The organism is Neptunomonas qingdaonensis (assembly GCF_900113275.1).
Taxonomy (GTDB): domain Bacteria; phylum Pseudomonadota; class Gammaproteobacteria; order Pseudomonadales; family Balneatricaceae; genus Neptunomonas; species Neptunomonas qingdaonensis.
In genome coordinates this window covers 62,094-85,885 of record NZ_FOOU01000006.1, presented here as the reverse complement: position 1 = coordinate 85,885, position 23,792 = coordinate 62,094, and the positions used below count along the sequence as shown (strand labels likewise).

General features: G+C 44.5%; 18 protein-coding genes. 12 read left to right on the top strand and 6 right to left on the bottom strand.

Annotated features, from left to right (window positions below; translation table 11 throughout):
- Window positions 1–76: 76 nt before the first annotated feature.
- From BM099_RS10390 to nosR, 3 genes are all read right to left on the bottom strand, one after another.
- Window positions 77–1,051, bottom strand: a complete 975-nt coding sequence (locus BM099_RS10390) for a sensor histidine kinase (protein WP_090727700.1) — start codon at window positions 1,049–1,051, stop codon at window positions 77–79.
- Window positions 1,041–1,586 (bottom strand): heme NO-binding domain-containing protein, encoded by a 546-nt coding sequence (locus BM099_RS10385; protein ID WP_090727697.1) that lies wholly within the window; start codon window positions 1,584–1,586, stop codon window positions 1,041–1,043. The genes BM099_RS10390 and BM099_RS10385 overlap by 11 nt, the downstream gene beginning before the upstream one ends.
- An 80-nt stretch (window positions 1,587–1,666) precedes the next feature.
- A complete protein-coding gene (gene nosR, locus BM099_RS10380) occupies window positions 1,667–3,025 on the bottom strand; it encodes a response regulator c-di-GMP phosphodiesterase, NosR family (protein ID WP_090727694.1) in 1,359 nt (452 codons plus the stop codon).
- A 235-nt stretch (window positions 3,026–3,260) separates the two neighbouring features.
- Here nosR and BM099_RS10375 point away from each other — a divergent pair, with 235 nt between their 5' ends.
- The 5 genes from BM099_RS10375 to BM099_RS10355 all read left to right on the top strand — a co-directional run bounded on the left by BM099_RS10375 (window position 3,261) and on the right by BM099_RS10355 (window position 9,000).
- Window positions 3,261–4,961 (top strand): EAL domain-containing response regulator, encoded by a 1,701-nt coding sequence (locus BM099_RS10375; RefSeq protein ID WP_090727691.1) that lies wholly within the window; start codon window positions 3,261–3,263, stop codon window positions 4,959–4,961.
- 120 nt (window positions 4,962–5,081) lie between these two features.
- Complete coding sequence (locus BM099_RS10370; RefSeq protein WP_090727688.1) at window positions 5,082–5,903, top strand: phosphate/phosphite/phosphonate ABC transporter substrate-binding protein; 822 nt, start codon at window positions 5,082–5,084, stop codon at window positions 5,901–5,903.
- 20 nt (window positions 5,904–5,923) lie between these two features.
- A complete protein-coding gene (locus tag BM099_RS10365; RefSeq protein WP_090727686.1) occupies window positions 5,924–7,555 on the top strand; it encodes a sensor histidine kinase in 1,632 nt (543 codons plus the stop codon).
- A gap of 316 nt (window positions 7,556–7,871) precedes the next feature.
- Window positions 7,872–8,288, top strand: coding sequence for a hypothetical protein (locus BM099_RS10360; protein WP_090727683.1), 417 nt, complete (start codon window positions 7,872–7,874; stop codon window positions 8,286–8,288).
- Between the two features lie 274 nt (window positions 8,289–8,562).
- Window positions 8,563–9,000 (top strand): c-type cytochrome, encoded by a 438-nt coding sequence (locus BM099_RS10355; RefSeq protein WP_177201146.1) that lies wholly within the window; start codon window positions 8,563–8,565, stop codon window positions 8,998–9,000.
- Between the two features lie 150 nt (window positions 9,001–9,150).
- Here BM099_RS10355 and BM099_RS10350 read toward each other — a convergent pair whose 3' ends face one another.
- Window positions 9,151–9,681 carry a hypothetical protein gene (locus tag BM099_RS10350; RefSeq protein ID WP_090727677.1) on the bottom strand — a complete coding sequence of 177 codons (531 nt, stop codon included), beginning with the start codon at window positions 9,679–9,681 and terminating at the stop codon, window positions 9,151–9,153.
- A gap of 275 nt (window positions 9,682–9,956) precedes the next feature.
- Here BM099_RS10350 and BM099_RS10345 point away from each other — a divergent pair, with 275 nt between their 5' ends.
- Entirely contained in the window at window positions 9,957–11,354 is a 1,398-nt protein-coding gene (locus tag BM099_RS10345) for an SLC5/6 family protein (protein WP_090727674.1), read from the top strand.
- Window positions 11,351–12,226 (top strand): metallophosphoesterase family protein, encoded by an 876-nt coding sequence (locus BM099_RS10340; protein ID WP_090727671.1) that lies wholly within the window; start codon window positions 11,351–11,353, stop codon window positions 12,224–12,226. The genes BM099_RS10345 and BM099_RS10340 overlap by 4 nt, the downstream gene beginning before the upstream one ends.
- Before the next feature lie 65 nt (window positions 12,227–12,291).
- Here BM099_RS10340 and BM099_RS10335 read toward each other — a convergent pair whose 3' ends face one another.
- Window positions 12,292–13,368 (bottom strand): substrate-binding domain-containing protein, encoded by a 1,077-nt coding sequence (locus tag BM099_RS10335; RefSeq protein ID WP_090727669.1) that lies wholly within the window; start codon window positions 13,366–13,368, stop codon window positions 12,292–12,294.
- Between the two features lie 333 nt (window positions 13,369–13,701).
- Here BM099_RS10335 and BM099_RS10330 point away from each other — a divergent pair, with 333 nt between their 5' ends.
- The 5 genes from BM099_RS10330 (at window position 13,702) to BM099_RS10310 (ending at window position 19,874) form a co-directional block, all read left to right on the top strand.
- On the top strand, window positions 13,702–14,196 hold the full coding sequence (locus tag BM099_RS10330; RefSeq protein ID WP_090727666.1) for a formate dehydrogenase subunit gamma: 495 nt from the start codon (window positions 13,702–13,704) through the stop codon (window positions 14,194–14,196).
- Entirely contained in the window at window positions 14,193–15,764 is a 1,572-nt protein-coding gene (locus tag BM099_RS10325; RefSeq protein ID WP_090727664.1) for a formate dehydrogenase beta subunit, read from the top strand. The genes BM099_RS10330 and BM099_RS10325 overlap by 4 nt, the downstream gene beginning before the upstream one ends.
- A 1-nt stretch (window position 15,765) precedes the next feature.
- Window positions 15,766–18,681 (top strand): formate dehydrogenase subunit alpha, encoded by a 2,916-nt coding sequence (gene fdhF, locus BM099_RS10320; RefSeq protein WP_090727662.1) that lies wholly within the window; start codon window positions 15,766–15,768, stop codon window positions 18,679–18,681.
- Entirely contained in the window at window positions 18,681–19,556 is an 876-nt protein-coding gene (fdhD, locus tag BM099_RS10315) for a formate dehydrogenase accessory sulfurtransferase FdhD (RefSeq protein WP_232349090.1), read from the top strand. Before fdhF ends, fdhD begins: the two co-directional genes overlap by 1 nt.
- 78 nt (window positions 19,557–19,634) lie before the next feature.
- Window positions 19,635–19,874 carry a formate dehydrogenase subunit delta gene (locus BM099_RS10310; protein ID WP_090727659.1) on the top strand — a complete coding sequence of 80 codons (240 nt, stop codon included), beginning with the start codon at window positions 19,635–19,637 and terminating at the stop codon, window positions 19,872–19,874.
- A 131-nt stretch (window positions 19,875–20,005) separates the two neighbouring features.
- On the opposite strand, the gene metH is transcribed toward BM099_RS10310, so the two are convergent.
- Entirely contained in the window at window positions 20,006–23,710 is a 3,705-nt protein-coding gene (gene metH, locus BM099_RS10305) for a methionine synthase (protein ID WP_090727657.1), read from the bottom strand.
- Window positions 23,711–23,792: the final 82 nt, after the last annotated feature.

The window sequence follows — 23,792 nt, the reverse complement described above, 5'->3', positions numbered from 1 at the left end:
AAAAGACATTCATGACTAATGTGACAAACTTTATTATCTCAGTAACACTTTAAACCGTCTATAGAAGCCGAATAGGTTATGTATTTTTTACTTCTCTTGGCTGACTGTTAACCATTGTTGGTAGTTTTATTGTAAATGTTGTGCCTTGCCCTTGCTTGCTTGTGACATCAATCTCACCACCATGACCTCCGATAATACTATGGGCAATCGATAGCCCCATCCCTGTTCCTTTGTCGACATCTTTTGTCGTAAAGAAAGGCGAAAAAATATCATCGATCTTATCTTGAGGAATTCCACATCCCGTATCAGAGAGAATAATTTCTACCTGCTCAGCGTTACCTCGGCTTGATATAGTGAGTTTTTTTGTTGGGGATTCTTCCATTGCCTGTGTTGCATTGACTATTAAGCTCAATAAAACCTGATTAATCTCACCAGAGTTACACATTACACTCGATATTGGCTGTAAATCTAACCTGATACTTACTCGAGCATCAATAATTTGGCTATTCAGTATTTTAAGTGTGTTCTGGATGCCCTGGTTAATATCTGCTTCTATGTAATCAGTGGGCTGTGAGCGTGCAAAGCTACGTAGATTTTGTACAATTTCCTTGACCCGAACGAGGCCATCTACGGTGTCAGCGAGGAGTTCAGGTGTGTCTTCATGAATGAAGACCATGTCATAACGCTCGATTAAGGTGTTCAAGTGTAAGATGATATCATCTGAAAAAGCCCCTGATTGTATTAACCTCTGTAGTTCAGAAAAAAGGTCTGTACAGGACGCCCAATAGGTATTGAGCATTTCAAGATTACTGGAGATGAAAGCCAGAGGATTGTTAATTTCATGGGCTATTCCTGCTGACAGCGTACCAATAGTGGCGAGTTTCTCATTGCGTAGCATAATGGCTTGATGCTTTTTAAGCTCCTTATTGCTATCAATAAGCTCCTGATTAGTGATGTATAGTGAACGAGCCTTGTCTTCCAGTAGTTGCTCTGCTTCCAGTCTGGCTTTTTTTTCTCGTTGATATGCAATCTTGTAAGGGTTAACAGTCATGATGAAAAGTAATCTCTAAGTCGCAATATGGATCATTTTTGTGCATGCAGGTCGTGTGTGAAAGTGATATCTTTTGAGCATAATGGCTAGACGCACCACGAATGAGCCCTTCAGCAAGGATGCAGAGTTTTCGAGGCGAATGGTAACGCATAATCATGTTGCCATCCGCAGTATCGAAATATTCAAAATCAGGAAGATTTGGATCTTGATAAAGCTTTCTTACCTCTACATGAATGACTGACTCTACACTTTTTAGAAAAGATCTGAGAGTAGGCTCCTTCTCAATGAAGTTGGGGTAGCGTTGATGCAAACCATGGAACATGTATTCACCAAACGATCCTATAACCATTTCAGATGACATATTTAATTTTTTGCAGGTAATGCCTACTAATTCGAATAAATGTTCATCAGGATAACTTTGTCCAGCGGTGTACACACCCTCAGTTTCCGCAGTATCTAGTATGTCATTCCATACTTGCATGCCAAAGTGTTCAGCTACCATCTCTTCAAGAATATTAAACACAACGCCTTTCATATATAAATCCTTATCTATTATGTTTTAGTATTGGATAAAATCACATTTTTGCCAGTTTATACTCCACCTAGTCTCATTCTTCAGGCTTCTGACACCGCGGGCTGAAAGATGTATACCGTTAGCGGCTGTTTGTCTGTTTTTTCAAAACCGACTAAGCGTTTGATGCTGTCGGTCGTTAAAATGTGTCCATCCGCTAATAACAGGATATCTTTACAGCTCAATACATCTCTTGAGAGGACCATGTTGGGCTTTAACTGTGAGCTAGAGATTATTATTTCATCCTGTTCGAGAATGTCGCACTCAAGCTCATAAAGCAGTTCTGGGAGGTGTTCTAATATTTCAGCGTCATAGGTGCTGCCCGCTCTTTGAGTCAAATATTCAAGAGCTCCTTGTTTGCTTAGTCGGGATTGAAAGAGTTTTCCTTGTGTTGCGGCTATAAAGTCGCGGGCCACGGCTAAAATGCGAGATTCTTCAGGGATAAGTTCGCCTTCTAAATGTTGAGGGAGCCCATCTCCATCAATGCGTTCGTATTGATGGAGAATGATGGAAGCGGTTAATGACAAATGTGCTACGGGTGCCATGGCTGTATAAGCTTGCTGAGGATGGCTTTGGTATAAAATTTGTTGTGTATCTGACAGATCTGAGTAGGGGCATTTTAGTAAAGCCTGATCCATGCAAAGTAACCCTAGCTCGTTTAACAGCCCTGCCAATTTTAGTGGGTATAATTGAGCTGTATCGTAGCCTAAGTGTTTGCCAATCAATACACATAGTTGACTGACCATGAGCGCTTGCTTGCCGTCCAAGTGATCATTCATACTGATCAGGTTATAAAATACTTTCAATGTTGATTTGTTATTTTCTTTGGTGAGTCTGTTTTTTTCTTCCAGCTTTAGGAGTGTTTGACGAATTTGAAAAGTTCTTTTTTGTATACGGCTTTCGAGCTCTATATTGAGATTAATAAGTTCGTCATTTTGTGCTTTTACCTGTGCGCTAAGTGCTTTGTTCTCCTCAGCTAACTGTTTGCGTTCAAGTTCTTGTTCAATAGTTAGCAAAATTTCATCATTGTTCCAGGGTTTTTGAATGAACTGATCGATCTTGCCGTGGTTCACAGCAGCGATAGTTGATTCTATGTCAGAGTAACCCGTTAAAAGAAGGCGCACCGTTTCAGGATAATGTTGTGCGACTTGAGTGAGTAGGTCAGCACCACTCATTTCGGGCATGCGCATATCTGAAATTATCATATCAATGCGATGAATTCGCATCAGGTCCAAAGCTGTCTCCCCTCCATTTGCAGTGAATACTTCATAAGCCGCTTTACGTAGCAGCCTCTTTAGGGAACTCAATACGCTCGGCTCATCATCGACACAGAGTATTTTCAACTTTTTATCAGCGGTTTCTGGGATCGGGTAGCCGATATTTTCAGTTGTTTCGTTTTCCATAGCGGGTACCTGTGTTTCAAATTCGTGTCTTAAACATGGCACAAAAGTCACATATGTCAAAAAAACATATTAAATATGATGTTTTTGCATGTCTTTAATGGCATATTGGCCATCTTGCTCTATATTTAGCTATATCAAAATATGATTACTAATTTGAATTAAGAATGATTGAAGAGATGCTATCCAGGATATACAGCTAAATTCCAGGAAGCTTTTCGTTAAGGGTGAGGACAATATGCAACACACACTGTTACTGGTTGATGATGAGACGGCTATCTTGAATGCTTTGAAACGCGTTTTACGTCGCTCGGGTTATCAGATATTAACAGCAGAAAGCGGTGTGGAAGCCCTTCAGGTACTTGAGGACAACCCTGAAATACAGGTCGTATTGACAGATTATAGAATGCCAGGAATGACTGGAGGGGAGATGTTAGCTGAAGTACAGCAACGATTCCCACATGTTATTGGTCTGATATTAAGCGGGTATGCGGATCTGGATGCTGTCATTAAGGCGTTAAACAGTGGTGCGGTATATAAGTTTCTGACGAAGCCCTGGGATGAAAAAGAGGTGCTAGGTGCATTGAGTTCGGCCTTTTCACACTCTGCTCTCAAGCTACAACCGGCAGTAACACCCTCCGCAGTTGATCAACTTTTATCCCGCAGCGTACTGATCAGGCAGCTGAACCAGTGGATGGAAAATGGGATTGAGACAACGGCTTTATATTTGGATGTTAAAAACTTCAATAGCTATAACGATAGTCTTGGATACGAAGTAGCGGATAAGTTATTAGCTCTCATTTCTGAAAAGTTGATGCTGAGTAAGCCCAAGGACAGTTTTCTGGGGCAAATGAGTGGTGATGAATTCGCACTTATTATACCGTTTTCAGCCTCAGAAGAAGAAAATCAAGGATTAATAAAGGCTTTATTACAGCCGTTTGATGATTTAATTACGCTTGATGGGCGGGAATTACATATTGCTTTTAATGTGGGCTATGGCACTAGTGATGTAGATGGGAACACCTCCGAAATGTTACTTAGAAATACACAAGTAGCGGTTAGTTATTCTAAACGTCTGGGGGGCGTCAACTTCCATCGATATCAGCCCGCTATGAATCAAATAACCGAAAAGCAAATGACATTACAGAGTGACTTGTACCGTGCTCTTGAACGAAATCAGTTCTCAGTCGTGTATCAACCAAAGGTATGTATGTCGACAGGATATATCGTTGGCGCTGAATGTCTGTTGCGCTGGAAGCACGACTCTCTTGGAATGATTTCACCCGCTATATTTATACCTTTGGCTGAATCTAGCGGATTAATAGAACCTATAGGGGAGTGGGTGCTTTCTATGGCTTGTCATCAAAGCCAGTTTTGGAGAAAAGAAGGATTACCACCGTTTTTGATGTCAGTTAACCTCTCTGGCCGTCAGTTACAACGTAATACATTAGCTACAAAAGTTAAAAATATTATAGAGATTGCGGGAATCTGTCCCGATCAACTTGAACTGGAAATAACCGAAACTTTTTTGATGCAGGATATTGATAGCAGTTTGCAGTTATTTAACGAAATTAAAGCGCTCGGTGTTCGTTTAGCAATTGATGACTTTGGAACAGGGTACTCATCGCTGAGTTATTTAAATCGATTACCGGTGAATACTCTTAAGATTGACCGATCATTTATTAAAGACCTACCTGAATCTAAAGAAAAAGTAGGCTTGGTAAAAAATATGATCCAGATGTCGCATGATTTAGACATGTCGGTGGTAGCAGAGGGTGTAGAAACACGGGAACAACTGGATACCTTAAAACATCTTCACTGTGATGAAATTCAGGGATATTTTTACAGCCCGCCCGTTTCTGCGGAACAATTTCGGACTCTACTCGTTAATCAGCCATTACCCGGTAAAAATTATTCATACAGTGGCATGTCGATTTAATGGAAGCGGGGACTTAGCGACTGATTACTTCAGGGTCAAGGTCTGCTGTATTAAAGGATTTTATGGATAACTCATGTCGAAGGATAATTGATAAGAATAATTAATAAAAAAGGATAAATGATGAAGACTGTTTTACGTTGTTTGATATCTATCTCGTTGCTGTTTGCTGTAACTACTGTCAAGGCTGAGCATCTTACTTTTGGTATTGTACCGCAACAATCTGCACATACACTGGCAAAACGATGGACACCTGTCTTCCAGTATTTAAGTGAAAAAACCGGCGAAGATATTCGTTTTAGTACCGCTAAAGACATACCAACATTTGAAAAACGGTTAGTGGCCGGTGAGTATGATATTGCTTATATGAACCCTTACCACTATACCGTATTCAATAAAGTCCCGGGTTATCAGGCCATGGCAAAACAAACTGACAAGCTGATAAAAGGCATCGTAGTTGTACGCAAAGATAGCCCATATGAAAAACTAGCTGACTTGAATAATAAACAGCTGGCATTTCCGGCACCGGCTGCTTTTGCTGCCAGTGTGGTTCCACGTTCTATCATGGAGCAGCAGGGGATATATATAACGCCTCAGTATGTCTCATCCCATGAGTCAGTTTATCTGGGTGTGGCCCGTGGTTTCTTTGTGGCAGGTGGCGGTGTTATGCGTACGTTTAATAATATGGCACCTGAAGTGAAAGAGCAGTTGCGAGTATTATGGACAACTCCAGATTATACCCCACATGCTATTGCAGCACACCCGCGAGTAAGCTCAGAAAAAATAGCGAAACTAAAGCAAGCTCTACTGGGCATGAGTGATGATCCAGAAGGTATCGCTTTGCTTAAAACCATTAACTTTACCGGCTTTTCTCTGGCTGAGAATGCCGACTGGGATGATGTCAGAGCACTCAATATAAAACTGTTGGATGCGCTTATTAAGTAGCTCAATAAAAAGGAAGTCCTGTGTCGCTTAGATTAAAAACTATCCTGGGTATCGCTGCGATTGAGGCTTTACTACTGGTATTGCTGGTCACTATGACCCTGAACTATTTACGCAGCACAAACTATGAGACTCTCACTAAGCGCGCCTCTACGACAGCCACTCTGTTTGCAACAACAACTAAGAACGCAGTTCTTTCCTATGACCTGGCGTCTCTGGATGCGTTTGTAAAAGATGTTCTGGTTAACCCTGATTTGGTGTATGCAAGAGTCATTGGGCCAGACAATCAATTGTTCGCAGAAGCCGATGTTAAAGACTACTTAAATGTCTCCTTTACTCCCGATATACGGGTAGAGGATGTTACTGATGGTGTGTTTGATACGTTTGCTAATATTTCAGAAGGCGGTGTAGTTTATGGCCGAGTCGAAATTGGCTTAGATATTAGAAGCATCAATACAGCCATCAAGGAAGCTGAAAATCGAAGTATCATAATCGTCATTATAGAAATGGGGCTTGTTGCATTATTCTCCTTTTTACTGGGCGGGTATCTCACCGGCCAGCTTAAAGTTTTGAGTACAGCGGCTAAGTCAATATCAATCGGTAATCTGGATATTAAAATTCCCATAAAAGGGCGGGATGAGATAGCCGATGTGGCCAGCGCGTTTAATGTTATGGCTTTTAATCTTAAGGACGCCAGTGCTCATCGAGATCAATTTGAAGTAGAGCTTAGGGAGCTAAACCGTTCATTGGAAGATCGCGTTAAGAGGCGCACCAAGCAGCTTGAAATCAAAAATATAGAATTAGAAAAAGCAAATTCAGACATTAAAAAAACACAAACTAAATTATTACAAGCTGAAAAAATGGCATCCCTTGGTGTGCTTGCCGCGGGTGTTGCGCATGAAATCAATAATCCTATCGGTTTCGTTATGAGCAATTTACACTCGCTAGGGGAATACGGACAAAATTATCGGCGTTTGATTTCGGAATATTCGCTCTTATTGACCCTCACTGATTGTGAGGCCAAAAAAATACAACAAGATAAAATTCATCATCTGTCTAGTCAGTATGATCTGCAGTTTATGAATGAAGATATGGAGATACTTTTACAGGAGTCTATTGAGGGGACGGAGAGAATTCGGGATATAGTGCAAGGGCTAAAAGATTATGCTTATACATCCCCTCATACTGACTACGCGATGGACGACGTGAATGACTGTATTCAAACGACGCTCGCTACTGTCAGCTCTGAACTTCCAGAGCAGATCAAAATTCAGACTGATCTTGCCATGCTGCCGCCACTATTTTGCTGTAAGGAGAAAATAAGTGAGTCATTACTCAACCTGATAATGAATGCCCGGCAGGCGATCGAAGGAGAAGGTGTTATCGCTATTCAGTCACGACAAAAAGGAGAATGGCTGGAAATAAGTGTGTCTGATAATGGTAAAGGCATGCCGATTGAACAGTTGGGTAAGATCTTTGATCCTTTCTTTACCACCAGGCCTGTAGGTGAAGGGATTGGTTTGGGGTTGACGATGGCTTATGGAATAATTAGGGAACATGGCGGTGAGATAAGCGTTGAAAGTGAGCTAAATAAAGGAAGTTGCTTTACGTTAAGGTTGCCTGTTAATGATGCATCAGGCATAGCCCTAGTATAAAAAAGCTCATATTTAAACGGGATTTCTGTTTTTAGATACACGATAATACTACATACGCTTTCATGTCTATTTTATAGGGTCATTTTTTACTATTGCCTTAAAATTAAGATTGAATCGCCTATTCCACGTTAGTGTCACCTTAAAAAACCAAGGGGAACTCATTTCAATTGACAAAAGTTATATATGAGAGTACTAATATATATAAGTAATATTTGTTTTGTAGAAATATTAAATGTACAAATGATCGATTAATATTCGATTAATAATAGGTAATAGGTTGATTTTTAATCGAAATTAGCGCATTCAGGGGGATATTATGTTTAACACCTTTTCATTTAGAAAGTCTGTTAAAAAATCCAGTGTGCCTCTTATTTTTAGTATGTCTTTTTTTATCAGTCATTTAGTTGCAGCGGTAGAGATAATCGCTACCGATGTACCCGTCATGTTAACTTATAAGCATGATATAACGCCTACTACTCATGTTAGAGCGCTTGCGTTTGATAGCGCTTTTCAGATAATTGACCGACAATCGTTAGCGTCCAGTGATGCGTTCAGTGATGCTTCCCTTGATGATAGTGGAGATATGCCCGTTTGGAAAAAGGGCTATAATAAGGCGGCGGCAAAAGAAAAAATCGACCTTGCCGAATCTGAAAAGAAATCTGAAAAAGTTAAAAACGCCAGTGTTCTTGAATTAATATATTTTATTCAGATGATTCAGAAAGGTAATCAGTGAAGTCTGGCCATAATTAAATTCATTACATGAAAGCCTGCTGATTTAACCCGGCGGGCTAAAAAATCTTGTCTTAACCTCATCGTTGATCGTGATATTTAAGTAATAATTTATTCAGATCTTTGATGGCTATCATTAAAACACCTCAAAATACCAATTAACTTTTATGATTTAAGATTGAGTTCTTTCGGGCTTATTTTTAAGAGTCATAGATGAAATATTCATGTACTTTCAATTTAGCATGACTGTGCATATAAAAATAAATAGAGGTGATAACATGAAATTTATTATTCCTAACGCAACTGATGTTTTTTATAGTGTGATATTGCTCACTCTCTCTACTACTATTTCTGCTCAGGATAACAAGTCTACCGAGCTTATAGGAAAGGCTGCATTTGTAAAAAACTGCGCTGTCTGTCATGGCGCTGATGGTAAAGGTGAGGGGGTTATATTGGACTTCTTGAGTAAGAAACCCGCAGACCTTACATTAATCAGTAAAAAAAATGGCGGGGTTTTCCCTCAGGCTCTGGTATATGAACAGATTAGAGATCCGCAAAGAACCCGGGCGCATGGGTCGGAAGAAATGCCAATTTGGGGGGACCTGTTTAGTGAAGAGGTAATGAACTCATATGGTCCTCTTGATACCGCGAGGGGTAACGCTGTACAGGGGCGTATACTTGAGCTGGTCTTTTATATAGGGAATATTCAAGAATAAAGATAGCCAAGGGGCTGAGTATCTAAGCCGCTGGCTAAGTAAGTAGCTAAGTAAGTATCTATATCAAGTTTTTCAAAAGGGTTCACATAGAGACTACTCAGAAAAGTCGTCATCTATGTGAACTAATGCAACCACTATTTTAGTGTTAATCTAGTGTCTGTAGTTAATGTAGTCATTGCGGTTATTACCAGACCCTTTCATGTCTCTTTTGTGGTCCCTGTCTCTTTTGTGATCACGGTCTCTCTTTGATCTATCGCTGTGGTCATGTCTGGTCTGTTTTGAGTATTGGCGTTCATTCTTCTGTTGATGCCTGGCATGATTATCTTTTCTTGGATGATCTATAAATACCGGATGGTGTTTATGAGGCTGCTGTATAACGACATAGTGTTTAGGCGCTTTTTTGTAATAGCTTTTATTTTGCTGGTAATGGTTATGCTGGTAATTGTGATGACCTTTTCTGTACTCAGGAGCGTAGCGACGCTTTTCATAGAGGTAGTCGGTGTTGACATAGTGTCGATGCCGCGGCTCTCCAATGGCCAGCGACACAGAGCCATGAGGAAGGAAAAAGTTCAGTGTCCCATGAGCTCGGATATCAGTATCAGCCCTGGCCGTTGCCGAAAGGGTCAGCAGTACCAGTAATGCTGAAGCCAGTCCGTATTGTATTCTTATTAATGCACGCATGATGTGTACTCCTCAACGAGTCAGTTAAGTTTTATGCTATTCTGCTTAGCTTTGAATAAATAGATGAGAAAGTGCTAAGAAATGTAAAGTTATGTGAAGCTGGAATTATTGACATTCTGTCTTAAAGATAATTTTCATAGAGGTAGGACGTGTTTTATCTGTTTCGATTATAAAAAAATTACTCTTTATTGCTTGGCGGAACTAATGGATGCTCATGTAATCAGACTCATGACGCAGACTATCTGATACCTATTTTGATTCCATGAGGATGTTTTATGGAGCAATCGCTGGCGATTGTTGTTGGTTTTGTTGCAGTATTATCACTGCTGTTATCCCCTAAAGCTCAAAGTGATGCAGCCTTTTTCAAAGGGCTTTCTCCTACAGGCGAGCAGCCTGGTTTACTGATACTCGTTTTCTCGCAAGTGACTACCTGGATATTTGCCCGTTCATTACTGAATGCGGCAATACTCGGCTTCTACTATGGACTGTGGGGCACACTGGCCTATGCCGCCTATTATCTGTCGTTCCTGACGGGCGCTAAAATTATTGATTCTGTGCGGTTCAGACATGGTTTTAACAGCATTCAGGCTTTCCTTGATCACCGCTTTGGCGCCTGGGGTACGCGCTGCTATAACTTCGTCATTGGTATCAGATTAGTGAGTGAAATTTTTGCCAATATTCTGGTTATTGGCATTCTGTTTGGTGTAGCGGGCAGTAGCGCCTATATGTTCGCTGTTATAGCTTTTGCTGTGGTTACTTTGGTTTATTCCATGCTGGGCGGTTTGCATGCTTCTTTACGCACTGACTTGATGCAGATGGTCTTGTTTTTAGTAGTGCTGGTGATTCTGACGGTATGGGTGATCAGTAGCGGCAACGCCACTGTCGGGCATCTGTTGTTTAAACCCTTTAATATTTCCGATCCTGGTCCCATTCTGCTTGTAGTCGCTTTGCTGCAGGTATGGAGTTATCCGATGCATGATCCTGTGATGATGGACCGCGGTTTTCTTGCCGATAGAGAAACAACACGTAAAAGCTTTTTACATGCTGCCTGGATCAGCGTTTTATGCATCATTCTGTTTGGTTCCTCTGGTGTGATTGCCGGATCACAAGCGCTCTCTGGCGAGGCGATGAACGCGGTCTTACTGCGTATTCTGGGTGACGTTCCCATGTTGCTGTTTAACATTACTCTGGTGGTTTCAGCAATGTCGACACTGGATAGTACCTTGTCCAGCTCTGCTAAATTAGTTGTCGTGGATATGAAGTGGGCTAATCCCAGCGTTAACAATGGTCGTATCAGCATGGCGCTGTTTATGCTCATGGGCTTGCTGGGTGTCTTCTTAGGTAACAAAGATCTGTTTAGCGCGGTTGCCCTGAGTGGTACCGCGTCACTGTATCTTGCACCAGTTATCTTTTTCTCGCTATGGGGTGGAAAAACTAATATTCCTGTGTGGAGTTATCTGGCTACTTTTATGCTGGCTTTAGCCGGTGCGCTACTCTATTTTGTCGAATCAGCCGGGCATACACAGCTATTGGGCGAATACCACAAATATACAAAACTGTTGGCGATATCAGTAGTTATCCTCATGCTGGGTTGTTTGTTTTTTTGGATAGGTCTGATGAAGGATAGGTCAAAAGAGCCTGAAAAAAATTTGATGGAGGCGACCTGGTCATGACATTGTTTAATCCAGTTCAGAACAAACCACTGCTTGTTTTTGGTGGTCCCTATAGTAACGCTGAAGCCACCAAAGCTATGCTTGCTGAAGCGACTCGATTAGCCATTCCTGCCACTAATGTTCTGTGTAGCGGAGACTTGGTTGCCTACTGCGCTTCGCCGCAAGAAACGATTAATCTCATTCGTCAATGGGATATTGCCGTGGTGATGGGGAACTGTGAAGAGTCTTTCGGTAATGACGCAGATGATTGTGGCTGTGGGTTTGAAGAAGGTACCTCTTGCGATCTGTTATCAGCCGGTTGGTTTAATTTTTCTAAACCACGCATCAGTCAAGAGAGCAAGCAGTGGATGAAACAATTGCCACGCAGTATCAGTTTTCATTATGGGGGTGTTGAGTTTGAAGCGGTTCACGGCGGCACAGAACAGATAAACCAGTTTATCTATGCGTCAGATGTTGAACAGATCAGCGCACAATTGGCTGATACACAAGCCCGAATTATCATTGGTGGGCATGGTGGCATTCCCTTTGGTAAGGAAGTCTTTGGCAAGAGCGTTTTTGCTAAAACAGCCGTAAACAAAGCGTGGCTTAATGCGGGTGTTATCGGCATGCCCGCTAACGATGGGACACAGGATGGTTGGTATATGCTGATATCAACTCTGGCCGATGCTATAGAAATAAGCTGGCATCGCTTAACATATGATGCTCAAAACACGGCAGATACGATGAGTCAATCAGGCTTGAATACAGCCTATAAGACGGCGTTATTAACTGGTATCTGGCCAAGTTCAGATGTCTTGCCTGACACAGAAAAGGCACGCTCAGGCATCCCGTTGGCGCTGGCACCTTTGGTCATCCCTTTAACATCAATTTGACATCACTTTGATCTGGTACCGGGGTTGGCGAGTTTTACTTTTATCTTCTCATTAAGTAAAGCGGCTTACAGGGTCATAAAGCCGCTTAATTCTTCTATTGTCTCAATTGTTCCGCTCAGTTCGCTTTTATAGCCTGCCAGGGTTTGTACTTTCTGCTTGAATGCTTCGCTTTTTATTATATCGATAAATTGGTTGACGGCTGCTTTCTTAAGATTTTTCTGATGACATACAAAAACATAGTCTTCGCTGCAGATGGGTATAAAACCCAGACCAAACTGATGAGCGGCTTGCTCTACGCCAAAGCCAGCGTCCGCCATGTCAGAAGCGACATAAGCGGCGACAGCCGAGTGTGTGAATTCCCGGTTACTGTATCCGTCGATGTTTGCAGCAGCAATCCCCTCGTTGCAAATGAGTTGATCGAAGAGGGCGCGGGTGCCTGAGTCTTCCTGTCGATTGATAAAGCGCACACCGCTGCGGGTTAAGTCGCTTAATGTTTCAATCTGCAGAGGGTTGTTTTTAGCAACCATCAGTCCTTGCTGGCGAGAGATAAAACGAATGACTTTGTGGGAGCGGGGTTTTAGCAGTTGTTGATACCGCTCAAGAAGCTGAGGAATAACAATGCCGGTTGGCATATGGAATCCTGCGATGTCACATGCATCACGATTAAGCGCAGCGAGTGCTTCCAAGGGACTGCTGTATTGCAGATCAAGCTGCAGGTTAATGCACACTTGCGGCAGTAGCGCGACGGCATAACCATGACTTGCCTGGATACGTAACAGTGGCGTTAAATTAACCAGTGCTTTTTGGATTTCCACATTCAATTCAGATGCAAGGTTAGCCATCTGTGGTTGACAACGGGCCATCACACGTTGTTCTGCCCAGAGCAGTTTTTCACCTAAGGGCGTCAATGTGGCACCACGTCCTTTCTCCAGTCTGACTAATTCAGTACCAAAAAAATCGGCCCATTTATTGAGCAGGTTCCAGCCATGACGATAAGAGATTCCTGCTGCCTTGGCTGCGGATGTTAATTTTTTGAACTGATGTATTTCTGCTAATAGCCGGAATAACTGCGGATCAAGTGTATTTCCCGCTTCATCGCGGAAGACCCAGGCAGGGTCAATCTGGATTCGTTTAGTGGTCATGATATTGATTTCTCTGTGCCCGGAAGCTATTCAAAAATCTTAATTTAAATAGGCATACAATTACATATATATGCTTATTATTGAAAAAATATAACCTATTTTATCTGTTTTTACTCTGTTTAATATAATAGGCATAAAAATGCATATTTGTACAATCGCCTGATAATGGTAACTTTAGATTAGAAGATAATAAAACTATCCTTGCTGATGCGAATTTATGCAGAGCGACTGCCGAGTAGTAGAGAATGTCTCGTTAGTAGTTGATGATTTTTAGCAGGAAGACTTTTCAGTAAGCAGCCTCTACACAGAGCCAGTAAAACAGGTGCAACAACAATGAATGATTTAGTGCAATGGGACCTTCAAGAAGTGCAAGAGGTGATTACATCACTAAAGCACAAGCCCGGAGCTTTGTTTCCGATTTTGCATGGTATTCAGAATTTAGCCGGTTATATTCCCGCAGAATCGTTACCGCTGATTGCCGATGCGTTGCATCAGACCCGCGCAGAAATTCATGGCGTTGTTACCTTCTACCATCTTTTTCGAATGACGCCACCGGGCCGGCATTCATTGGAGGTGTGTCGGGCTGAAGCATGCCAGGCGCGTGGCTCTCGTGCATTAGAAGCACATGTTAAAGCAAAACTGGGTATCGATTATCACCAAACAACGACGGACAGGGAGTTTAGTCTGGAAGATGTTTATTGTTTAGGTAACTGCGCCTGTGGTCCATCCATACGTATAGGTGACGATATTATTGGTCGTGTAACCCCCGAAAAATTCGATCAGCTGGTTGATGAGTTAACAACGGTAGCGCTGGAGATCAGATCATGAGCATCAAGATTTATGTTCCGCGTGATACCACCACGCTGGCCTTGGGCGGCGAGAAAGTCGTTAGTATGATTTTGGCCCAAGCTGAGTCTCGTGGGATTGATATTGAGTTAGTGCGAAATGGTTCACGTGGTTTGTTCTGGCTTGAGCCCATGATAGAAGTACAAACTGGCAATGGCCGTGTGGCTTATGGCCCAGTCGAAGCAAGGGATGTTGCCGCTCTGTTTGATGCGGGTTTGCCTGAAGGCAAGAGTACACACCGCCTGGCACTGGGTGATCCTGAAGAGATCCCCTATCTGAAAAAACAGCAGCGTCTGACGTTTGCCCGTGCGGGTATTACAGACCCTGTTTCAATAGCTGACTATAAACTACATGATGGCTTTAAAGGCCTGGAAAACAGTCTGGCGCTTAGCGGTCAGATGATTGTTGATGAAGTGAAAGCGTCGGGTTTACGTGGCCGCGGTGGCGCAGCATTTCCAACAGGTATCAAATGGCAAACCGTGCATGACTGTGCTGCTGATCAAAAATATATTGTGTGTAATGCGGATGAGGGTGATTCGGGTACATTTGCCGACAGGTTAGTTATGGAGGCAGATCCTTTGATGCTGGTCGAAGGAATGATCATTGCCGGTTTAGCGGTCGGGTCAACTCAGGGTTATATCTACCTGCGTTCAGAGTATCCGGTCGCTCATCAGATTATGAAAGAGGCAATTGCTAACGCTTACCAAGCGGGTTATCTCGGTGAAAACATCCAGGGCAGCGGTAAGAAATTCGACCTTGAGGTGCGCTTAGGTGCGGCGGCGTATATCTGTGGTGAAGAAACATCATTACTTGAAAGTCTGGAAGGTAAGCGAGGCGTGGTGCGTTTTAAACCGCCATTGCCTGCTATAAAAGGATTGTTTGGTCAGCCTACTGTCGTTAACAATGTACTATCACTGGCAGCCGTGCCTTTCATCATGGCGCACGGTAGTAAAGCGTATGCTGATTGCGGTATGGGGCGCTCACGCGGAACTCTGCCATTTCAGTTAGCCGGTAACATCAAACAGGGTGGCTTAGTCGAACTGGCATTTGGTCCGACTCTGCGCGAATTACTCGACGATTTTGCCGGTGGTACCGAAACAGGTTTGCCCATGCGAGCTATTCAGGTCGGTGGGCCATTAGGCGCGTATTTACCCCAAAGCCAATGGGATACACCACTGGACTATGAAGCCTTTGCAGCGATCGGTGCGGTTTTGGGGCATGGCGGCGTGGTTGTGTTTGACGAATCGGTTGATATGACAGAGCAGGCACGCTTTTCTATGGAGTTCTGTGTCGAGGAGTCATGCGGAAAATGTACGCCATGTCGCATTGGTTCCACCCGGGGTGTTGAAGTGATCGATAAGATCAGAGCGGGTGACAAAGTTGAAGCTAACCTTGCGCTGCTGGATGATCTTTGCGAAACCATGATCGATGGGTCTTTATGTGCCATGGGCAGCATGACGCCGATTCCGGTAAAGAGTGCGTTCAAGTATTTCCCTGAAGATATTGCGCTGGCCCATTCCAGAATGTCTATCCAGACGGAGGCTAAATAACATGTTGCAGCATTACGATCCAAAACAAAAAGGCGCTACGCAGCAGAATCCTGAGCACATGGATTTCAATAAAGATTATGGTACGCCGCAGAGCCTGTCAGAAAACCTGATTACGTTACAGGTAGATGGTGTTGAGATCACCGTGACGGAAGGGACATCGGTACTGCGAGCGGCAGCACTGGCCGATATTAATATTCCAAAGCTATGCGCCAGCGATAACCTCGAAGCGTTTGGCTCCTGCAGGCTTTGTGCTGTACAAATTGAAGGTCGTCGCGGCTTTCCGGCCTCCTGCACAACACCGGTTGAGGCCGGTATGAAAGTAACAACGCAGAATGAGAAAATTGGCAAACTGCGTCGCAATATTATGGAATTGTACATCTCTGATCATCCGCTGGACTGCTTAACTTGCCCTTCAAATGGCGATTGCGAATTACAGGATGTGGCGGGTGCTGTCGGCTTGCGTGAAGTGCGCTATGGCTTTGATGGCCATAACCATCTGGATGCTGAAAAGGACAAATCCAACCCTTATTTTACCTTTGATCCGAGTAAATGCATTGTCTGTTCGCGTTGTGTGCGTGCCTGTGAAGAGGTACAGGGTACATTTGCGCTGACCGTTGATGGACGAGGCTTTGCCTCGAAAATTGTAGCAGGACAGGATGACTCCTTTCTCGATTCGGACTGCGTATCCTGTGGTGCTTGTGTGCAGGCATGCCCAACATCGACGTTAATGGAGAATAACGTCATTGAGATGGGGCAGCCAGAACACAGTATCGTAACAACATGTGCATACTGCGGTGTTGGCTGTTCGTTTAAAGCGGAGATGAAAGGTGACCAGGTCGTGCGCATGGTGCCTTATAAAGGCGGTGAAGCAAATCAGGGGCACTCATGTGTTAAAGGGCGTTTTGCTTTTGGCTATGCAACCCATAAAGATCGTATAAAAACCCCGATGATCCGCGACAATATCGATGAGCAATGGCGTGAAGTAAGCTGGGAAGATGCGATTGGTTTTGCTGCAAAACGTTTGAAAGAAGTACAGGCGAAGTATGGGCGGGAAAGTGTTGGTGGTATCACTTCTTCCCGTTGTACGAATGAAGAAACCTATCTCGTGCAGAAATTGATTCGTGCGGCTTTTGGTAATAACAACACCGACACCTGCGCCCGCGTTTGTCACAGCCCAACGGGGTATGGTTTGAAAACTACGCTGGGTGAGTCTGCCGGAACGCAGACATTTGACTCAATCAGACACACCGATACGATGCTGGTGATCGGCGCTAATCCGACCGATGCACATCCGGTGTTTGCTTCTATGATGCGTCGTCGTTTGCGAGAAGGTGCGCAGCTCATTGTGGCTGATCCACGCAAAATTGATCTACTCAAAACCCCTCATCTCAAAGATGCTATCCATCTACCGTTGCGTCCGGGTACTAATGTCGCCTTAGTGAACTCACTGGCACACACCATTATGAGCGAAGGTCTTGAAGATAAAGCGTTTATAGCCTCGCGCTGTGACGATAAAGCATTTCTCAAATGGCAGGCATTTATCAGAGAAGAGCGTAACTCACCCGAAGCCATGCAAAGCATTACCGGTGTGGATGCCGGGGATGTACGAAGGGCGGCCCGGGTCTATGCCAATGCCGGTAACGGCGCGATCTTCTATGGACTGGGCGTGACTGAGCATAGTCAAGGTTCAACCATGGTTATGGGTATTGCCAACTTAGCATTGGCTACCGGCAATATTGGTCGCGAAGGTGTCGGAGTTAATCCACTACGCGGCCAGAATAACGTACAGGGTTCTTGTGATATGGGGTCTTTTCCTCATGAACTGCCTGGTTACCAGCATGTAGCAGACGATGAAGCGCGCGGCCGGTTTGAAGCAGCATGGGGCGTTAAACTTGATGATGAACCCGGTTTGCGTATTCCTAACATGTTTGATGCGGCACTGGCTGGAAGCTTTAAAGCCTTGTACGTGCAAGGTGAAGACATTGCGCAATCTGACCCGAATACTCAGCATGTAGAAGCTGCACTTAAAGCGCTGGACTGTGTGATTGTGCAGGATATCTTCCTTAATGAAACGGCAAAATTTGCTCATGTTTTGTTGCCTGGCTCTACATTCCTGGAGAAAAATGGCACGTTTACTAATGCAGAGCGACGTATTAACCGTGTTCGTAAGGTCATGCCGCCTTTGGCAGGAAAAGAAGATTGGGAAGTGACGGTAGCGCTTTCTAACGCGCTAGGTTATGAGATGAATTATAGCCACCCGTCGGAAATTATGGATGAAATTGCCAGTCTTACACCTAGCTTTAGCGGCGTAAGTTACGACCGCTTAGAAGAACTGGGAAGTATTCAGTGGCCATGCAACGAACAGCATCCTGAAGGGATGCCGATTATGCACGTGGAAGACTTTCCTATTGGCAAAGGTAACTTGGCAATTACTGAGTATGTCGCAACAGATGAGCGTGCGACCCGACGCTTCCCGCTATTGTTAACAACGGGGCGTATTCTTTCGCAATACAATGTTGGCGCACAAACGCGTCGTACAGAAAACCAAACATGGCACGATGAAGATGTGCTGGAAATTCATCCGCATGATGCAGAAGAGCGCGGTGTGAATCAAGGCGATTGGTTAGGGATCAGTAGTCGTGCAGGGCAAACGGTACTGCGTGCAGTTATTAGTCAACGTATGCAGCCAGGTGTTGTGTATACAACATTCCACCATCCTGGCAGTGGCGCCAATGTAATTACGACGGATAGCTCAGATTGGGCGACAAACTGCCCGGAGTATAAGGTCACGGCAGTTCAGGTTGAGAAGGTAACGCAACCGTCTGAATGGCAGAAGAATTTTGAAGACTTCAATAAAAAGCAACAAGATTACCTTAAAAAGGGTCGTCGCCATCGATCTGAAGAGGTCAGCCGGTAATGGCTGCGTGCCCGACAATGGTCATTCATAAGGACGTTGAACCTGGCGCAGAATCAGACTTGCAACAAGACTTGCAACTTGAGCTGCATGCGAGCGTTTCTGTTAATCGCTGGGAGCGGGGTGATCTGAGTCTTGCGCATGACAACGTCGCGGAAGAGGTGGCGGTCGCCTTAGTTTATAACGGCATTTCACATGTCGTGATGATGACCAGCCCAAATGACTTAAAGGATTTTGCATTAGGCTTCAGTATTACAGAAGGCATTCTCACCAGTGCAGATGAGCTTTATGGCATTGAACTGCAACAACACGATGCCGGTGTTGAGGTACAGATGAATATTGCTTCTCAGCGTATGATGCAGCTGAAACAACAACGACGCAATCTAACAGGTCGCACCGGATGCGGCCTGTGTGGGGCTGAATCACTTGAGCAAGCCGTAAGGCCGATTAAAGTACTGACAAGGCCTGGCCATGTCAGTGATCAGGCAATTCAAAATGCAGTTCTGAAACTAGATCAGAATCAGCCACAGCAAGCGCTTACAGGCGCTTGTCACGGCGCTGCCTGGTGCAATAAACAGGGTGATATATTAATGATTCGGGAAGATGTGGGGCGTCATAATGCGCTCGATAAGCTTATTGGAGCATTAGTGCGCGAAGGCATCGATATGCAGCAGGGGTTTGTGTTGATATCCAGCCGTGCAAGTTATGAAATGGTACAGAAGGTGACAGCCGTAGGTATTAATGCGCTTGTGGCTGTTTCTGCACCCACCGGTTTGGCTTTGCGCTTAGCCAGGGAAGCAGGGTTACAACTGATTGGCTTTGCACGCCCGCATCGGCATGTGAGTTACAGCCCTGAGCTAACAAATGATTCTGAATAAGTGGCATCTAATAATTAACGACACAGCAACATCACTTTATTTATTACTTAAGATTGGCAGTATTGGAGCAAACAGAATATGAGTCACTCGCAGTTAGATCAGCTAATTATCATGGCAAACCAAATTGCTGATAATAACCATCTGGATACCGATGCTGAGTCCGTTGAGTTTATCGCAACTCATATAAAAAAATTCTGGGCCCGCTCCATGAAAGAAGAGCTTATAGCCTATGCTAAAGAAGGTGGGGATAAGCTTAATGTATTGGCAACTCAAGCGGTTATGCTATTGTCTGAGCAATACTCGTCACCTGGCACTTAGTGCTTACAGTCATTCATACCTTATAAGAGTTATAAAAGTAATAAGAGTTATAAAAGCCGTAAGCGATATATGCACCGAGGCGAATAGCCACGGTGCATATTTTTATAATGAAAGCTGAAGAATTCTGATGATCACTCTTCCGGCTCATACCCCAGATTTGGCGATAACCAGCGCTCAGCAACATGCATTTCCATGCCGGTGCGTGTTGCATAATTATTAACCTGATCTTCACCAATCTTGGCAACACCAAAATACTGGGATTGAGGATGACTGAAATACCAGCCGCTCACTGCAGCTGTGGGTAGCATAGCGTAAGACTCAGTAATGGTAATACCTGTGCGGGCCTCTACATCCAATAGCTCCCACAGCAAACCTTTTTCAGTATGATCCGGGCAGGCTGGATAGCCAGGGGCAGGACGTATACCCTGATATTTTTCCTTGATCAGATCTGAATTCTGCAAATTTTCATCTGCCACATACCCCCAGGCTTCTTTACGCACAACCGCATGCAGGTATTCTGCAAAGGCCTCTGCTAAGCGGTCAGCCAGAGCTTTAACCATAATACTATGATAGTCATCATGGTCAGCTTCATACATCGCTGCCAATTCGTCTACGCCAAAGCCTGTTGTTACGGCAAAGGCTCCGTGATAGTCAGGTTTGCCGCTTGCTTTAGGTGCAATAAAGTCGGACAGGCACAAATGGGGTTTGCCGGCAATTTTCTCCGTTTGCTGGCGCAAGTGATGTAACGTCATCAATACTTCTGAGCGTGTCTCATCAGTATACAGTTCTATATCGTCATCATTGACGCTGTTAGCAGGAAACAGTCCGTATACTGCGCGTGCCTGTAGTTTTTTGTTATTGATCAGGTCATCTAATACGCGCTGTGCATCGGCGAACAGTTTAGTCGCTTCTTCGCCCACCACTTCGTCGCTGAGAATGCGCGGATAACGTCCGGCCAGTTCCCATGAATGGAAGAACGGGCTCCAGTCGATGTAGTCACGCAGGATATTCAGATCCAGATTGTCGATAATCTGGATGCCAAGCTGGTTTGGTACCGGCGGTGTGTAGTTATTCCAGTCTATGTTGAACTTGTTACTCCGCGCTACATTGATAGGTACGCGGCGTTTATCCGTTTGGCGGGCGGCATGACGTTCACGTGTTGCTTGATAATCTTCTTGTATCTCTTTGATATAAGATGATTTTCTGTCTTTCGATAACAGCGCGGATGCGACACCGACAGCACGTGAAGCATTAGTGACATGCACCACTTGATCACGTTTAAACGAAGGTTCGATTTTCACAGCGGTATGTGCTTTTGACGTTGTGGCACCACCAATCATTAACGGAATACTAAAACCCTGGCGCTGCATCTCTTTAGCAACATGTACCATTTCGTCCAGCGATGGCGTGATCAGACCCGAGAGGCCGATCAGGTCGGCGTTAGATTCGCGGGCGGTCGTCAGGATTTTTTCAGCGGACACCATGACGCCCAGATCGATAATTTCAAAATTGTTACACTGCAGTACGACACCGACAATGTTTTTGCCGATATCGTGTACATCGCCTTTTACCGTCGCCATCACGACTTTACCCGCTGAGCTGGATTCATTGTCAGCTTTACCGGCTTCAATAAAGGGCATCAAATACGCCACAGCTTTTTTCATCACGCGAGCAGATTTGACCACCTGCGGCAGAAACATTTTGCCGGAACCAAAAAGGTCACCAACAATACCCATGCCGTCCATTAACGGGCCTTCGATAACCTGAATAGGGCGTTCGTAGTTTTGACGGCATTCTTCTACATCGTCCTCGATAAAGTCGGTAATTCCTTTAACCAGGGCATGTGATAAGCGTTGGTTAACTTCCCAGGACCGCCATTCCTGAGTTTCGGGCGCTTTTTCTTCTGATCCATCACCACGATATTTATCAGCAACGGCGAGCAGGCGCTCCGTAGAGTCTGAGCGGCGGTTCTGAATAACATCTTCGACCAGCTCTTTCAGTTCTTCGGGAAGGTCGTCATAGATGGCCAGCTGTCCGGCGTTAACAATCCCCATGTCCATGCCTTGTTGAATGGCATGATAAAGAAATACGCAATGAATCGCTTCACGTACCGGATTGTTGCCGCGGAATGAGAAGGATACGTTAGAAACCCCCCCTGAAATTTTGGCGTAAGGCAGGTTCTGTTTGATCCAGCCCGTTGCTTGAATAAAATCAAGTGCATAGTTGTTGTGCTCGTCAATACCGGTGGCAACAGCAAAGATGTTAGGGTCAAAAATTATATCTTCTGGCGGGAAGTCCACTTCATCCACGAGAATCCGATAAGACTCAGCACAGATCTCAATTTTACGTTCGCGGGTGTCTGCCTGTCCTACTTCATCAAACGCCATGACGATAACAGCAGCACCGTAACGGCGAACTAATTTCGCCTGTTCTTTAAATTTTTCGACACCCTCTTTCATCGAAATGGAGTTAACGATCCCTTTACCCTGAATGCACTTCAGGCCGGTTTCGATCACCTCCCATTTGGAAGAGTCGATCATGATTGGGACGCGAGAGATATCAGGTTCGGAGGCAATCAGTTTCAGGAAACGCTCCATTGCCGCTTCTGAATCCAGCATGCCTTCGTCCATGTTGATATCGATGATCTGAGCACCGTTTTCAACTTGTTGGCGTGCGACCGCCAGAGCCGTCTCATAATCACCTTCTTTAATCAGGCGCTTGAAGGCAGCTGAGCCGGTAACGTTGGTTCGTTCTCCGACGTTGACAAATAAGGTGTTGGCACCCACATGCATGGGCTCTAATCCTGCTAAGCGCATTTCGACAGGCAGGTCGGGAATCTGGCGAGGAGGGTGCTTCTCTACCGATTCACGAATAACACGGATATGTTCTGGTGTTGTACCACAGCACCCCCCCACAATGTTTAAAAAGCCAGAAGCTGCCCATTCGCCAATCTCATCGGCCATCTCTTCCGGGGATTCATCATATTCGCCAAAGGCGTTGGGTAAACCGGCATTGGGATGCACAGAAACATGGCATTGAGCAATACGCGAAAGCTCTTCAATATACTGGCGAAGTTCTTTTGGACCGAGTGCGCAATTGAGCCCGATCGCAATAGGGTTAGCATGGCGAACTGAATTCCAGAAAGCTTCTGTTGTCTGTCCTGAAAGTGTACGGCCGGATGCATCGGTAATCGTACCCGAGATCATTACCGGTACACGTAAGTTGTGATCATCAAAGTATTGTTCAACGGCATAGATGGCGGCTTTGGCGTTGAGTGTATCAAACACGGTCTCAATCAGAATGATATCGGAACCACCTTCAAGCAAACCGTCAATCGATTCGGTGTAAGCTTCTACCAACTCATCAAAGCTGACATTGCGGTAACCAGGATCATTAACATCCGGCGAGATAGAGCAAGTACGGTTAGTCGGGCCAAGCACACCCGCTACATAGCGTGGACGATCTGGCGTTTCAGCGGTGGCTTCATCACAGGCGGCGCGAGCAAGCCGGGCGGCTTGCAGATTGATTTCATGGCTGAGTGATTCCATATTGTAATCAGCCATCGCAATCTGGGTTGCGTTAAAGGTATTGGTCTCGATGATATCTGCACCGGCGTCCAGATAGTCGCGGTGAATATCTTTGATGATCTTGGGTTGAGTCAGAACCAGCAGGTCATTGTTACCTTTGACATCAGAAGCCCAGTCGGCAAAACGTTCACCCCGGTAGTCAGCTTCCTCCAGTTGGTAGCCCTGAATCATAGTTCCCATGCCGCCATCAAGAATCATGATGCGTTGCTGGAGTGCTGCTTCGAGTTGTTGTGAAATCGTCTGAGCCATCGAATACTATCCAATACGAGAAATAAAGGTGCATATGATAAAGCAAATCACGAATGAATTTACTGAGTTCATTTCAATTAAA

Bases quoted from the DNA above. Each gene is read 5' to 3' on its own strand.
- BM099_RS10390 (WP_090727700.1), bottom strand. From the start codon at position 1,051: ATGACTGTTAACCCTTACAAGATTGCATATCAACGAGAAAAAAAAGCC.
- BM099_RS10385 (WP_090727697.1), bottom strand. From the start codon at position 1,586: ATGAAAGGCGTTGTGTTTAATATTCTTGAAGAGATGGTAGCTGAACAC.
- nosR (WP_090727694.1), bottom strand. From the start codon at position 3,025: ATGGAAAACGAAACAACTGAAAATATCGGCTACCCGATCCCAGAAACC.
- BM099_RS10375 (WP_090727691.1), top strand. From the start codon at position 3,261: ATGCAACACACACTGTTACTGGTTGATGATGAGACGGCTATCTTGAAT.
- BM099_RS10370 (WP_090727688.1), top strand. From the start codon at position 5,082: ATGAAGACTGTTTTACGTTGTTTGATATCTATCTCGTTGCTGTTTGCT.
- BM099_RS10360 (WP_090727683.1), top strand. From the start codon at position 7,872: ATGTTTAACACCTTTTCATTTAGAAAGTCTGTTAAAAAATCCAGTGTG.
- BM099_RS10355 (WP_177201146.1), top strand. From the start codon at position 8,563: ATGAAATTTATTATTCCTAACGCAACTGATGTTTTTTATAGTGTGATA.
- BM099_RS10350 (WP_090727677.1), bottom strand. From the start codon at position 9,681: ATGCGTGCATTAATAAGAATACAATACGGACTGGCTTCAGCATTACTG.
- BM099_RS10345 (WP_090727674.1), top strand. From the start codon at position 9,957: ATGGAGCAATCGCTGGCGATTGTTGTTGGTTTTGTTGCAGTATTATCA.
- BM099_RS10340 (WP_090727671.1), top strand. From the start codon at position 11,351: ATGACATTGTTTAATCCAGTTCAGAACAAACCACTGCTTGTTTTTGGT.
- BM099_RS10335 (WP_090727669.1), bottom strand. From the start codon at position 13,368: ATGACCACTAAACGAATCCAGATTGACCCTGCCTGGGTCTTCCGCGAT.
- BM099_RS10330 (WP_090727666.1), top strand. From the start codon at position 13,702: ATGAATGATTTAGTGCAATGGGACCTTCAAGAAGTGCAAGAGGTGATT.
- BM099_RS10325 (WP_090727664.1), top strand. From the start codon at position 14,193: ATGAGCATCAAGATTTATGTTCCGCGTGATACCACCACGCTGGCCTTG.
- fdhF (WP_090727662.1), top strand. From the start codon at position 15,766: ATGTTGCAGCATTACGATCCAAAACAAAAAGGCGCTACGCAGCAGAAT.
- fdhD (WP_232349090.1), top strand. From the start codon at position 18,681: ATGGCTGCGTGCCCGACAATGGTCATTCATAAGGACGTTGAACCTGGC.
- BM099_RS10310 (WP_090727659.1), top strand. From the start codon at position 19,635: ATGAGTCACTCGCAGTTAGATCAGCTAATTATCATGGCAAACCAAATT.
- metH (WP_090727657.1), bottom strand. From the start codon at position 23,710: ATGGCTCAGACGATTTCACAACAACTCGAAGCAGCACTCCAGCAACGC.